Genomic DNA, 13,266 nt, shown 5'->3' on the forward strand with positions numbered 1-13,266 from the left:
GGATGCTTGAGCGGCTCCTTCTTCGTCGCCGCGACGAGGCCTAGCCCCGGCCTCCTCGTCGCGGAGTTCTGCGCGGCCGATCCCCACTCCACGAAGGATCACGAAGAAGCATGAGCACCCCGAAGACCCTGGCCGAAAAGGTCTGGGCGAAGCATCTCGTCGCAAAGGGCGACAACGGCGAACCCGACCTGATCTACATCGACCTGCACCTCATCCACGAGGTCACCAGTCCGCAGGCGTTCGACGGCCTCCGGATGTCGGGTCGTCCTGTGCGACGGCCCGACCTCACAATCGCGACGGAAGACCACAACACCCCGACGCTTGAGATCGACAAGCCGATCGCCGACCTGACGAGCCGCACGCAGATCGAGGCGCTCCGCGCGAACTGCGCCGAGTTCGGGGTGCGTCTGCATCCTCTAGGCGACATTGAGCAGGGCATCGTGCATGTCGTCGGCCCGCAGCTCGGCCTCACCCAGCCGGGCATCACCGTCGTTTGTGGCGACTCGCACACGAGTACGCATGGTGCGTTCGGGGCGATGGCGTTCGGGATTGGCACGAGCGAGGTTGAGCACGTGCTGGCGACGCAGACGTTGCCGCTCACGCCGTTCAAGTCGATGGCGGTCACGGTGGAGGGCACGCTGCGGCCGGGGGTCACGGCGAAAGACATCATCCTGGCCGTCATCGCGAAGATCGGCACCAACGGTGGGCAGGGCTACGTGCTCGAGTACCGCGGCAGTGCAATCCGCGCACTGTCGATGGATGGCCGGATGACGATCTGCAACATGTCGATCGAGGCGGGTGCCCGGGCGGGGATGGTTGCCCCGGATCAGGTCACTTACGACTACCTCAAGGGTCGTGCGCATGCACCTCAAGGGGCTGATTGGGATGCTGCGGTCGCCTACTGGGAGACCCTCGCGACCGACGATGACGCGGTCTTCGACGCCGAAGTGTTCCTCGACGCGAACGAGTTGGAGCCGTTCGTGACCTGGGGCACCAACCCCGGCCAAGGTGTTTCGCTCAACGAGAGCGTGCCGGATCCGGCGACGATGGTCGACCCGAACGAGCGGGCTGCTGCGGAGCGGGCGTTGGAGTACATGGCACTGGAAGCCGGTACCCGGATGAAAGACATCCGGGTGGATGCAGTGTTCATGGGCTCGTGCACCAACTCCCGGCTGGATGATCTGCGCACCTTCGCGTCGATCATCAAGGGGCAGAAGAAGGCCGACCATGTGCGGGTGATGGTCGTTCCCGGCTCCGCCCGGGTGCGACTGGAAGCCGAAGCGGAGGGGATCGACAAGATCGTCGAAGCCTTCGGCGGTGAGTGGCGCTTCGCGGGCTGCTCGATGTGTCTGGGCATGAATCCCGACCAGTTGGCTCCCGGGGAGCGGTGCGCGTCGACATCCAACCGCAACTTCGAAGGCCGCCAAGGCAAAGGCGGCCGCACCCACCTGGTCTCACCCGTCGTCGCCGCCGCGACTGCGATCCGCGGCACCCTCTCCAGCCCTGCGGATCTGAAAGTCGAAACGGAGGTGAGCGTGTAATGGACAAGTTCGAGACCGTCACCGGCACTGCCGTTCCGCTCCCGCGGAGTGCCGTCGACACCGACCAGATCATCCCGGCGGTGTTCCTCAAGCGGATCGTGAAGACCGGCTACGACGACGCGCTGTTCCACGAATGGCGCAAAGACCCCGGATTCGTGCTCAACCAGCCGTGGACGACGGGCGCGACCGTACTCTTCGCCGGGCCCGACTTTGGCACCGGCTCGAGCCGCGAACACGCCGTCTGGGCGCTGCGCGACTACGGCTTCAAAGCTGTGATCGCCCCGCGGTTCGGCGACATCTTCCGCGGCAACTCGGGCAAGCAGGGTCTGCTCACCGGCGTCGTCTCGGAGGCCGACATTGAGCGCTTCTGGGCGGCCATCGAGGCGCAACCCGGCATCGCCGCGACCGTTGACCTCCTAGCACGTACGGTCGCTGTTGGCGACCTCCAGGTGGGTTTCGAGATCGATGATTACACTCGCTGGAGGTTGTTGGAGGGGCTCGATGACATCGGGCTCACCCTGCGCGACGAAGCGCGGATCACCGAGTTCGAGGCCGCCCGTGAGAGCTGGCGGCCCGCGACTCTTCCCGTTCGGTAAGTAAGGCAGCAGGTGTCACAGTGTCAGAGACTTTGGTCGTGAACGACGGCGATCTGAATGACGGCGGCGTCGACGACGGCGAAGCCGGCCTCGCGAAGGACGCCGCCAAGGCTGCGGAACGCGTGGGCCTGAAAGCCGACAGCATCGTCATCCGCGGCGGGAAGCCGCTGATGGGACGCGTCGACGTGCGCGGGGCGAAGAACCTGGCGACGAAGGCGATGGTCGCCGCCCTCCTCGGCAAGACTCCGAGCATCCTGCAAGACGTTCCGCAGATCAGCGAGATATCGATCGTCACCAAGATGCTCGAGGCCTACGGCGTCGCGGTGACGAGCCCCGAAGACGGCGTGCTCGTGCTCGACCCGTCGAACGTCGAACGGGCCCACTTCGCACAGATCGACGCGCTTGCCGGCTCCAGCCGCATCCCGATCCTGTTCTGCGGACCGCTCCTGCACGCCCTCGGTGAGGCACTCATCCCCGACCTCGGCGGCTGCCGCATCGGCGACCGGCCGATCGACTTCCATCTCGACGCCCTGCGCGCGTTCGGCGCGATCGTCGACAAGTCGTACGAAGGCATCCGCATCACCGCCCCGAACGGCCTGACCGGCGCGAACATCGAGCTGCCGTATCCGAGTGTCGGAGCGACCGAGCAGGTGCTGCTGGCCGCGGTGCGGGCCAAGGGCGTCACCGAGCTCAAGAACGCCGCGATCGAGCCCGAGATCATGGACCTCATCGCGATCCTGCAGAAGATGGGCGCCATCATCTGGATGGAGCCGAACCGCACGATCTTCATCGAAGGTGTCGAGACCCTCACCGGGTACAGCCACCGTGCGATCTTCGACCGCAACGAAGCCGCATCGTGGGCGTCGGCCGCGCTTGCCACCCACGGCGACATCTTCGTCGGCGGTGCCCGCCAGCAGGACATGATGACGTTCCTGAACGTCTTCCGCAAGGTCGGCGGTGCGTTCGACGTGCGGGAAGACGGCATCCGGTTCTGGCATCCGGGCGGCCCCTTGAAGCCCGTGCAGGTCGAGACCGACGTGCATCCCGGCTTCATGACCGACTGGCAGCAGCCGCTCATCGTCGCCCTCACCCAGGCCGAAGGCGTCTCGGTCGTGCACGAGACGGTGTACGAGAACCGTCTCGGGTTCACCGACGCGCTCGTCGAGATGGGTGCCGACATCGTCGTCCACAGTGACGGCCTCGAGTCGGTCACGAGACGGGTGCCGCGCCGCAAGCTGGAGCAGGCCGCGGTCATCACCGGCCCGACGAAACTGCATGCAGCGGATGTGCGCGTGCCCGACCTGCGCGGCGGCTTCTCATACCTCATCGCAGCCCTCGCGGCCGAAGGAACCTCGACGGTCTCCAACCTCGGCCTCATCAGCCGCGGGTACGAGCACTTCGTCGACAAGCTGACCGGCCTCGGCGCCGATTTCGACCTGATCTAGACCCGGCCCTCCGTGAGACATCCCATTTGGGATATCTCACGACGTGAGTGATCCCAAATGGGAGCATTCACCCGACGGGTCGGTCGGCTCTACGCTGAACCCGTGCGTCGCCGCAAGCCCGAGAAGATCATCCGTTGGCGGATCGTCGCGGCGATTGCGATCCCGATCTTCGAGTTCTTCGGGCGGTATCGGATGCGCGGGCTCGACAACATCCCGAAGCGCGGCGCGCTGGTGATTTCGCCGAATCACGTCACCAACTTCGACCCGCTGACGACGGCCTACCTGGTCTGGCGGGGCGGTCGGGTGCCGCGCTTCCTGGCGAAGGCGAGCCTGTTCAAGATTCCCGGGTTCGGGTGGCTGTTGAGGTTCACCGGGCAAATCCCGGTCGAACGCACAGGAGGCGGACCCGACCCGCTCGCTGCGGCCACCCGCCTCATCGCCGACGAGCTCGCGGTGATCGTCTACCCGGAGGGCACCCTCACCCGCGACCCCGACGAGTGGCCGATGCGCGGCAAGAGCGGGGCCGTGCGGCTCGCGCTGGAGCACAACATCCCGCTCATCCCGGTGGCGCACTGGGGGGCGCAACAGATCCTGCCACGCTACGGCGGGCGCCTGAGGTTTTTCCCCCGCAAGAACGTCGAGATGCTCGTCGGTGCGCCGCTCGACCTCACGCCGTGGGCGGGGCGAACGGATGCTCAGGCGATGACCGAGGCGACGACGGCCCTGATGAACGAGATTGCGCGGCTGGTCGGGGTACTGCGTGGGGAGACCCCGCCCGTTGAGCGCTGGGATCCCCTCGCACACGGTCAAACCGAGTGGGGGAAGATCACACCCCCGACCCGCTGACCTCGGCGGCTGCTACCTCACCCAGCACGTGCTTGGCGAGCACGGTCGCGCCGGCGACGGCGGCCGGCATCACGAGGATGGCACCGCCCGGGATGAGGAAGCACACATGTACGGCGACGCCGAAGCCGAGCACGCGCGGGCTGTGCGACCGCAAGGCCGCGCGACGCTGCTGCCGCGTCATCCCACGCGCCTCGAGCGGACGGGTCGTGAGTTCCAGGGCGACGAGCCGACCCGACAGGAAGGTGCCGATCACCACCGCGAGTACGGTTCCGACGACGGGGACGAGCCCGAACAGCACGATGAGCAGACCGGTGAAGATCGCCCGCATGGCCAGCCGGAGTGCATCGCCGGTTGATCGCCAGAAGCCGGGTTCCGGACCCGCGGTGAACTCACCGAGGTCGGTTTCGACGATGCGCCAGATGCGCTGGTAGAACCAGTCGCCGATGAGCAGGGTGAGCGCGGTGAACGAGAAGGCGTAGAGCACGATGAGTCCGACGATGAGCGCGAGGCCGAAGCCGAGGCGCAGCAGGTTGCGCCAGCCCTCATCCCACGTCTCCGCAAACCCGGTGAGGAAGATCGTCACCGGGTCGAGGTTGGTCACCAGCAACACGATGAGAGCGATGAGGATGGCGAACACGATCGCCGCCGGGATGAGCCCGAGTGCCATCGCCCCCGGCCGCCGCCGCCAGTAGCTGAAGCCGCGCAGAAGTGTCGAGGCGCCGATGAAGAATTCGGTGATCGGGTTCGGCCCGCGTCGTCGGCCTGCCGGAGTGGGCGGGATCGCGGTCATCCGCCCAGGTTAGTTGTGGCGGGCGTAGTTGTGGCGGCGTTAGCTGGAAGACTGGGCGGGTGACGATGACCCAGCCCCTCGTCCTTCCCGACATCGGCCGACGGGTCGCCGTCCTCGGCGCGGGATCGTGGGGCACGACCTTCGCGAAGATCCTCGGGGATGCCGGCAACAGTGTCGCCGTCTGGGCCCGGCGTCCGGAGCTCGCCCGCGAGATCAGCCAGTCCCGTCGCAACTCCGACTACCTGCCGGGGATCAACCTGCCGCGCAACGTCGCCGCCAGCCCTCGGCTGCCCGAGGTGCTCGAGGGTGCCGAGCACGTCTACCTCTCGGTGCCGTCGCAGTCGCTGCGCGAGAACCTCCGCATCGTCAGGGAGCTGATCCCCGCGAACGCGACCGTGGTGTCACTCATGAAGGGCGTCGAACGGGGCACGCTCGCCCGGATGAGCGAGGTCATCCTCGCCGAACTCGGCATCGACCCGGAACGTATCGCCGTCGTCTCGGGGCCGAACCTCGCCCTCGAGATCGCGAAGGAGCAACCCACTGCAGCGGTGGTGTCGTCGTCGAGCCTGGCCACCGCATCCGATGTCGCGCTGACGGCGAGCAACCGCTACTTCCGCTGCTTCGTGAACACGGATGTCGTCGGCACCGAGTTCGGCGGAGTGCTCAAGAACCTCATCGCCGTCGCGATCGGCATCGTCGACGGTGTCGGCTACGGAGAGAACACGAAGGCGTCGATCATCACTCGCGGCCTTGTCGAGATGACCGATTTCGCGGTCGCCTACGGCGCACTGGCCGAGACGATGAGCGGACTCGCCGGTCTCGGTGACCTCATCGCGACGTGTGAGTCGCCTCTCTCGCGCAACAACACCGCCGGGCGGCTGCTCGGCCAGGGGTACGACTACCACGAGGTCGTCGCGCAGATGAACCAAACGGCGGAGGGGCTCGCCTCGGTCGCGCCGGTACTCGAGCTCGCGGCCGCGAAGGGCGTCGAGATGCCGATCGTCATGCAGGTCGCCGAAGTGCTCGCCGGAACTCTCGCGCCGCGTGATCTCGCCCCGCACCTGACCACCGACACGACCGAACCGCAGGGGGAGTAGGCGTGAGCGAGACTGCTTCTGACAGACGCCGTCGCGTCGCCCTGTTCTTCGGCGGGCGCTCCAGTGAACACGGCATCTCGTGCGCGACCGCGGGCGGGGTACTCGGCGCGATCGACCGCACCCGCTACGACGTCATCCCCGTCGGCATCACGCCGGACGGCATCCTCACGCTTCAGCCCGACGACGCAACCGGACTCACCCTCGCCGACGAGCTGCCCGTCGTGCGCGACAACGGCACCCGGGTGTTCCTGCCCGAGTCGGCCGCAACCCGCGAGTTCACGGTGCGTGACGCCGACGGCACGGTGCGCTCGTTGGGCGACGTGGATGTCGCGTTCCCGATCCTGCACGGACCGTTCGGCGAAGACGGCACCATCCAGGGCATGTTCGAGATGGTCGGGTTGCCGTACGTCGGCAACGGCGTGCTCGCATCGGCGCTCGGCATGGACAAGCACTTCACCAAGACCGTGCTCGCGGGTGCCGGCATCGAGGTCGCTCCCTGGGTGACGGTCACTCGGGCGCGGCTGGCTCAGGATGACGACCTCTGGCGTCGCCGCATCACCGGGCTCGGGCTGCCGGTGTTCGTGAAGCCGGCCCGGGCCGGGTCGAGCGTCGGCGTCACCAAGGTGAAGGACTGGGAGGCGCTGGATGCCGCTCTCGACACCGCGTTCGCCGAAGACCACACGGTGCTGGTCGAGCAGGCGATCGTCGGGCGCGAAGTCGAGTGCGCCGTGCTGCAGGCCCGCGATGGCGCTCCTCCTCGGGTGAGCGTCGCGGGCGAGATCGTGCTGACGACGCGCGAGTTCTACGACTTCGACGCCAAGTATCACGACGCTCCCGGTGTCGAACTGGTGTGCCCAGCCGATCTCGGTGAAGCAGCGCTCGCCGAGATGCAGCGGATCGCGGGTCGTGCCTTCGACGCGATCGGCGGGACGGGGCTCGCGCGTGTCGACTTCTTCTTCACCGGCGACACCTTCGTGCTCAACGAGATCAACACGATGCCGGGCTTCACCCCGATCTCGATGTTCCCGGCGTGCTGGCTCGCCTCAGGCGTCAGCTACCCCGAGCTGATCGACGAACTCATCACTCTGGGGTTGCACACCGCCCGTTAGCGACCCGTGACCGTGTCCTCGAGGTCGACGCACTCGCGGCCGTTCTCCGAGGTGTACGACACGGCGTTCGCGATCTCGTCGAGCACCACCCCGGGGCCGACCGCGTCGGGGTCCACAACGACTCGCACTGCTGGGTCGCGGCCGTAGGTCGTGTAGGCGAAGCCCGCGTCGACCTCCTCGCGCAGCCAGAAGATTCCCGCAACCGGCACGCACGGCAGCTCCGACACCTCGGGAACCGGCACGCCGCAATACAGCAGCACGACCGTCGGCTCACCCCATGCCGCGGCGCCCTGAGCGTCGGTCTGCCGCAGCTCGTAACTGCTGATCGGGTCCGGCAGCCGCACGATCGCTTCGGCGCACTCCGGGTCGTTCGCGAACTCGGCCGCCGGCGCCATCGACACGACCGGCGAGCAGCCCGCCAACACCACGGCACAGGCGACGGATGCCGCAGCGAGCGCGACGGCGGCGGGGCGGGGTCTCATCGCTTCCAGGCTAGCCTGGCCAGGTGTCGACGCTGGGTGGCCCCACTCTGGGAGAGCTGGGCGAGGCCGCGGTGCTCGCGCGCATCTTCCCGCGACTCCCCGAATCCGCGGCGACGATCCTCGGTCCGGGCGACGACGCCGCAGTGCTCGGTGCCCCCGACGGGCGTTTCGTCGTGACGACCGACATGATGATCCACGGCCCCGACTTTCGCCTCGCCTGGTCGACCCCGCACGACCTCGGCTGGAAGGCGGCCGCGACGAACCTCGCGGACATCGCCGCAATGGGTGCCCTGCCGACCGCTCTCGTGGTGGCGATCGCTGCTCCGGCCGACACCGACGTGGCACTGCTGGAGGGAATCGCCGACGGGCTGCGCGACGCGTGCGAACTGTTCGCGCCGGGCTGCGGGGTCGTTGGTGGAGACCTGTCGTCGTCGGCGACCCTGACGATCGCGGTCACCGCATTCGGCGACCTCCAGGGTCGGGATGCCGTGCTGCGTTCCGGCGCGCGTCCGGGCGACGTCGTCGCAGTCTCCGGCGCTCTCGACCTCGCGGCCCGGGGGCTCGAGGTGCTGTTCGAGCGTGCCGTCGACGAGACCGGAGCTCCGGATGCCGCCCGCGCGATCGCCGTGCGGGCGGAGTTCCCGGCGGAGGTCGAGGCGCAACTCGCGCCGCGGCCGCCGCTGCGTGACGGACCAGCGGCGGCGCTCGCCGGGGCGACCGCGATGCTCGATGTGAGCGACGGCCTCGCGATCGACGGCCGACGCATCGCCACCGCATCAGGGGTGCGGATCGACGTCGATTCCGGAGCACTGGAGTCGCCGACGTCCCTCACCGGAGGCGAAGCCCACGCATTGCTCGCCACATTCCCGGCGGAGGTGGCGCTGCCCGGGGGATTTCGCGTCATCGGGAGGGTGCTCGCCGGGGAGGGGCTGTCGGTCGACGGCATCCCGTACGACGCGCGCGGGGGCTGGGACCCGTACGTGGACGGCGTGCGGTAGCTCAGACGCCGATCGTGAGCGCCGCGGTGTAGCCCGCAGCTGCCGAACCGGTCATCGTCGCGATCTGGTGAATGCCGCCGTCGTCGCCAAAGACGTTGTCGCCCGCGAGGGTGGTCTGCGCGAGGTTCCGCACGCTGCTGTCGTAGCCGGTCGTTGCGTAGACGGCTTCGCTGGCCTCCTTCGGCAGGGCGATCTGCGACGTCTTCACGATGGGACCCGACGCGATCGCGGTGGCGACATCGGAGTACACCTCGAAGTGGATGTGGGGCCAGCGTCCGGCGTAACAGCCGGGGAAGATCGAGGTGAAGGTCACCGAGCCGTCCGCGCCGATCTGCTGTACGCCGCGGAGGTAGTTCACGTCGGTGAGCCCGTCGCTGTAGAGCGAGTAGGCACCGTCGCGGTCGCAGTGCCACAGGTAGACCGCGCCGCCGCTCAGTGCGTCGCCGGTGGCGGCATCCCGAACGGTCAGCACGATCGTCAGCGGCACGCCCGCGGCGGTCACCGTCGACGCCCCGAACGACGAGCGGATGTCGCTGCGCACAATTCCCGAGTCGTCGAGCACGTTGACCCCGTTCGACCCGTCGCCGGGGTAGGGGCCACCTGTCTCGTCGGGCACCTCAGTCATGGCGGCATCGGCGCTGCCGGTGTCGGTGCTCGGACTCGCGCTCGCGCTCGACGTCGTGGTGGGGGTCGGCACGACGCCGCACGCGGCCAGCAGGGTGAGAACCGAGACCCCGCCGAACAGCCCGAGCGCGGCGCGCCGGTTGACCAGGGTCGTCATGTCGTAGACGAGACCGCGATCCTCTTCGTCGATCTCGTTTCCTTGGGCATCAGTCCAGCGCGTCATGACGTCACCTCAGCACCCGTTGCTATGCATCGGCTTGGGAAGCCACCTGAAGTTCGTGAGCGGACGCTGTCGGCGAGAGGTAGTAGACCGCCGTCTCGCCGTAGTCTTTGCGCCGGTCGAGTTCGAGCCCCACGGGCCAGGCGGGTTCCGGATCGCGGGCCGAGCGTTCGACCACGACGACCGCATCGGGGGAGAGCCGCGGCACCAGGGCTTCGAGGTTGTGCACCAGCTCAGGCCCGCCGAGGTCGTACGGCGGGTCGAGGAAGACGACATCCCACTTCGCGCCCCCGCGACTGTCGCGCCCGCCGCCGAGGAACGATTGCACCGGCTGCGACGACACGACGATCTCGAGGGTGACACCGCGTGGGGCGGCCTTGCGGATGCGCGCGGCGTTGTCGTTGGTGACGCGGTGGGCGGCGGTCGCCTTGTCGACGAGGGTGACGTGGGCGGCACCCCGGGATGCGGCTTCGAGGCCGAGAGCCCCGGATCCGGCGTACAGGTCGAGGACGCGCGCGCCCGGCAACACCCCGCGGGCGTCGAGGGCCGAGAACATCGCCTCCCGCACTCGATCGCTCGTCGGCCGGGTGCCCGCCGGAGGCACCGCGAGCCGCAGCGATCCGGCGAAGCCCGAGATGATCCGCGTCACGCTACCAAAGCTAACCGTGCTCGGCTCTACGATCGGCACGTGGCAACGCGCGAACCTGGAGTTGTGAATAACGCCGTCTACGTCGACGGCGAACGAATCGCGACCCCGGCGACCCTGGCCGAGACGTTTGCCCTGCTCGCAAAGCGAAAGGACGCCCTCGCCTGGATCGGTCTCTATCGCCCCGAGTGCACCCTCCTCGCCGAACTCGCGGCGGAGTTCGGGCTGCACGAGTTGGCGGTCGAGGATGCCGTCCACGCCCATCAGCGCCCGAAACTGGAGCGTTACGGCGACACGATGTTCCTGGTGCTGCGTGCCGCACACTACGACGACGAGGTCGAGCATGTCGACTTCGGTGAACTGCACGTCTTCGCGGGACCTCGGTTCGTGATCACGGTGCGGCACAGCGAAGGGCCCGACCTCTCAATCGTGCGTCGGCACATGGAAGAGACCCCGGATGCCCTGCATGGCGGCACCGAAGCGGTGCTGTACGCGATCATCGACGCCGTCGTCGACGGCTACCGGCCGGTCATCGAGGGTTTGGCGAACGACATCGACGAGATCGAGACGCAGGTGTTCGGGGGTGACCCCAAGGTGTCCCGGCGCATCTACGAGTTGAACCGCGAGGTGATCGAGTTTCAACGTGCGGTGGTTCCGCTCGGCGGCATCCTCGACCAGTTCGCCGCCGGGTTTGCCGACGGGCACGTCGAGGAGGAACTCGAGCCCGTGTTGCGCGACATCGCCGACCATGTGACCCAGGCGACGGAGAAGGTCGAAGAGTTCCGCGTTCTGCTGCGCGACGTGCTCGCGGTCAACACCTCACTCGTCGGCCAGCGCCACAACGAGGAGGCGCAACGGCTCTCCCAGGCGAGCAATGCGCAGTCCGAACAGAACCGCCGCATCTCAGGCTGGGCGGCGATCTTGTTCGCCCCGTCGCTCATCGGCTCGATCTACGGGATGAACTTCGACTTCATGCCCGAACTGCGTCAGACCTGGGGATACCCGGCCGCGTTGGGGGCGATGGCGGCATCGAGCCTCATCCTGTACGTCGTGTTCAAGCGCCGGGGTTGGCTGTAACTAGCCTGGAGGAGTGCCCTCTCCTCTCGACACGCGGCTGCTGACGGCGCTCGGCGCGCGCGTCGCGCCGCTGTTCGGGAAGGCGTTCGGCTTCGAGACGGTCGGCGATCTGCTCGGCCACTACCCGAGGCGCTACGCGGTGCGAGGTGACCTGACGCCATTGGATGCGCTCCGCATCGGCGACTCGGTGGCGGTCGTCGCCGAGGTGCGCAGCATCCAGTCGCGTCCGATGCGCAACCGCCATGGCGAGCTCGTCGAGGTGGTGATCACCGACGGCACCGGCACCCTGCAGCTCACCTTCTTCAACAAGAAGGCGACGTACGGGTTGAAACCGGGGATGCGGGCGATCTTCGCGGGCAAGGTCGGCATCTACCGCACGACGCGGCAACTCGCGCACCCGGTGTACGAGGCGTTCCCCGACGACCTTGAGGCAGACTCCGAGGCGGCGCGGGAGTGGGCCGAGGCTCCGATGCCGATCTACGCGGCGACGGCGGCACTCGACGGCAAGAAGATCCGGGATGTCATCCGCCAGCACGTCGACGCGCTGCCGGATCTCGACGACCCGGTACCCGCCGAGGTGCGCTCGGCGCGCGGGTTGCTCGATTTCCGTGAGGCGCTGCGCCTCATCCACCATCCGCGGGTCGACTCGGATTGGAGGGAAGCGCAAGACACCCTGCGGTTCCACGAGGCACTCGTGCTGCAAGCCTCCCTGTTGCGCCAGCGCGCGCTCTACCGAGCTCGGGCCGCGACGCGGCGGGTCCCCGGAAAAGCCTCGGCGGAGTTCGCCGAGCGGCTGCCGTTCGACCTCACCGACGACCAGGTGTCGGTCGGGGCCGAGATCGAACGCGACCTCGCGTCGGGCATCCCGATGAACCGGCTCGTGCAGGGCGAGGTGGGGTCGGGCAAGACGCTCGTCGCGTTGAAGGCGATGCTCGCGGTCGCCGACTCGGGAGGACAGTCGGCGTTCCTGGCACCGACCGAGGTGCTCGCCGGCCAGCACCTGCGGTCGATCGTCGCAACCCTCGGCCCCGACCTCGCCGCGCGCCTACGGCCGACGCTCATCACCGGGCAGTTGCCGGTCGCCGACCGTCGCCGTGCGCTGCTCGCGGCCGCGTCGGGTGGTGCCGGAATCGTCGTCGGAACGCACGCCCTCCTCGGCGATCAGGTGCAGTTCGCCGACCTCGGCCTCGTCGTCGTCGACGAGCAGCATCGCTTCGGCGTCGACCAGCGCGAAGCCCTGCGGTTGAAGGGGGAGTCGCCGCACGTCCTCGTGCTGACGGCGACCCCCATTCCGCGCACCGTCGCGATGACGGTGTTCGGCGATCTCGACGTGTCGACGATCGCCCAGTTGCCGAAGGGCCGTTCACCGATCGCGTCGCACGTCGTCGGGCTCGCCGAACACCCCGGCTGGATCGCGCGAGTCTGGGAACGCCTCGCCGAAGAGCTGGATGCCGGCCACCAGGGCTTCGTGGTCTGCCCGGCCATCGACGCCAAGACCGTTGAAGAGAGCGACCCCGACGACCCGCCACTCGAGTCGGCGGAGGGCGCCCCGCCCCCGTCGGCGGTGCTGACCGTCGTCGAGGAACTGCGGCGGCATCCGCGGCTCTCTGGTCGGCGCATCGAGGTGTTGCACGGTCGCCTCAGCGCCGAGGAGAAAGACGCCACGATGCGGGCGTTCGCGGCCGGCGACATCCACGTGCTCGTCGCGACGACGGTCATCGAGGTGGGGGTCGACGTGCCGAACGCGTCGACGATGGTGGTGCTCGACGCCGATCGGTTTGGCATCGCCCAGTTG

13 protein-coding genes are annotated in these 13,266 nt (G+C 68.2%); 9 read left to right on the forward strand and 4 right to left on the reverse strand.

All coding sequences use genetic code 11. The features are described from left to right. Window positions 1-110: 110 nt before the first annotated feature. The 4 genes from leuC (at window position 111) to RMO30_RS08205 (ending at window position 4,428) form a co-directional block, all read left to right on the forward strand. The gene (gene leuC, locus RMO30_RS08190) at window positions 111-1,541 is read left to right on the forward strand and encodes a 3-isopropylmalate dehydratase large subunit (RefSeq protein ID WP_309711801.1); all 1,431 of its coding nucleotides are present in this window, start codon (window positions 111-113) and stop codon (window positions 1,539-1,541) included. Next, window positions 1,541-2,137, forward strand: coding sequence for a 3-isopropylmalate dehydratase small subunit (gene leuD, locus RMO30_RS08195; protein WP_309711804.1), 597 nt, complete (start codon window positions 1,541-1,543; stop codon window positions 2,135-2,137). Before leuC ends, leuD begins: the two co-directional genes overlap by 1 nt. A 122-nt stretch (window positions 2,138-2,259) precedes the next feature. Beyond that, window positions 2,260-3,582 (forward strand): UDP-N-acetylglucosamine 1-carboxyvinyltransferase, encoded by a 1,323-nt coding sequence (gene murA / locus RMO30_RS08200; protein ID WP_309711835.1) that lies wholly within the window; start codon window positions 2,260-2,262, stop codon window positions 3,580-3,582. A gap of 102 nt (window positions 3,583-3,684) precedes the next feature. Continuing rightward, on the forward strand, window positions 3,685-4,428 hold the full coding sequence (locus tag RMO30_RS08205) for a lysophospholipid acyltransferase family protein (RefSeq protein WP_309711808.1): 744 nt from the start codon (window positions 3,685-3,687) through the stop codon (window positions 4,426-4,428). Here RMO30_RS08205 and RMO30_RS08210 read toward each other — a convergent pair. Further along, window positions 4,409-5,218 carry an EI24 domain-containing protein gene (locus RMO30_RS08210; protein ID WP_309711811.1) on the reverse strand — a complete coding sequence of 270 codons (810 nt, stop codon included), beginning with the start codon at window positions 5,216-5,218 and terminating at the stop codon, window positions 4,409-4,411. The genes RMO30_RS08205 and RMO30_RS08210 overlap by 20 nt on opposite strands. A gap of 65 nt (window positions 5,219-5,283) precedes the next feature. Between RMO30_RS08210 and RMO30_RS08215 the strand changes: the two genes are divergently transcribed. Both RMO30_RS08215 and RMO30_RS08220 read left to right on the forward strand, forming a co-directional pair. After that, complete coding sequence (locus tag RMO30_RS08215; protein WP_309711838.1) at window positions 5,284-6,315, forward strand: NAD(P)H-dependent glycerol-3-phosphate dehydrogenase; 1,032 nt, start codon at window positions 5,284-5,286, stop codon at window positions 6,313-6,315. 2 nt (window positions 6,316-6,317) lie between these two features. Continuing rightward, window positions 6,318-7,424, forward strand: coding sequence for a D-alanine--D-alanine ligase family protein (locus tag RMO30_RS08220; RefSeq protein WP_309711814.1), 1,107 nt, complete (start codon window positions 6,318-6,320; stop codon window positions 7,422-7,424). Here RMO30_RS08220 and RMO30_RS08225 read toward each other — a convergent pair. Further along, window positions 7,421-7,906 carry a DUF3515 family protein gene (locus tag RMO30_RS08225; RefSeq protein ID WP_309711817.1) on the reverse strand — a complete coding sequence of 162 codons (486 nt, stop codon included), beginning with the start codon at window positions 7,904-7,906 and terminating at the stop codon, window positions 7,421-7,423. The two genes, RMO30_RS08220 and RMO30_RS08225, sit on opposite strands and share 4 nt — an antisense overlap. Before the next feature lie 23 nt (window positions 7,907-7,929). On the opposite strand from RMO30_RS08225, the gene thiL reads away from it, so the two are divergent. Further along, a complete protein-coding gene (gene thiL / locus RMO30_RS08230; protein ID WP_309711820.1) occupies window positions 7,930-8,904 on the forward strand; it encodes a thiamine-phosphate kinase in 975 nt (324 codons plus the stop codon). Between the two features lies 1 nt (window position 8,905). On the opposite strand, the gene RMO30_RS08235 is transcribed toward thiL, so the two are convergent. After that, entirely contained in the window at window positions 8,906-9,751 is an 846-nt protein-coding gene (locus RMO30_RS08235) for an intradiol ring-cleavage dioxygenase (RefSeq protein ID WP_309711823.1), read from the reverse strand. A 22-nt stretch (window positions 9,752-9,773) separates the two neighbouring features. Further along, on the reverse strand, window positions 9,774-10,397 hold the full coding sequence (locus tag RMO30_RS08240; protein ID WP_309711825.1) for an RsmD family RNA methyltransferase: 624 nt from the start codon (window positions 10,395-10,397) through the stop codon (window positions 9,774-9,776). Window positions 10,398-10,436: 39 nt separating this feature from the next. On the opposite strand from RMO30_RS08240, the gene RMO30_RS08245 reads away from it, so the two are divergent. Beyond that, window positions 10,437-11,471, forward strand: a complete 1,035-nt coding sequence (locus RMO30_RS08245) for a magnesium and cobalt transport protein CorA (protein WP_397427911.1) — start codon at window positions 10,437-10,439, stop codon at window positions 11,469-11,471. A 13-nt stretch (window positions 11,472-11,484) separates the two neighbouring features. Next, the coding region (locus RMO30_RS08250) for an ATP-dependent DNA helicase RecG (RefSeq protein WP_309711832.1) at window positions 11,485-13,266 on the forward strand (1,782 nt) is incomplete at its 3' end.

The sequence above is a fragment of the Pseudolysinimonas sp. genome, from assembly GCF_031389465.1.
Taxonomy (GTDB): Bacteria; Actinomycetota; Actinomycetes; order Actinomycetales; family Microbacteriaceae; genus Pseudolysinimonas_A.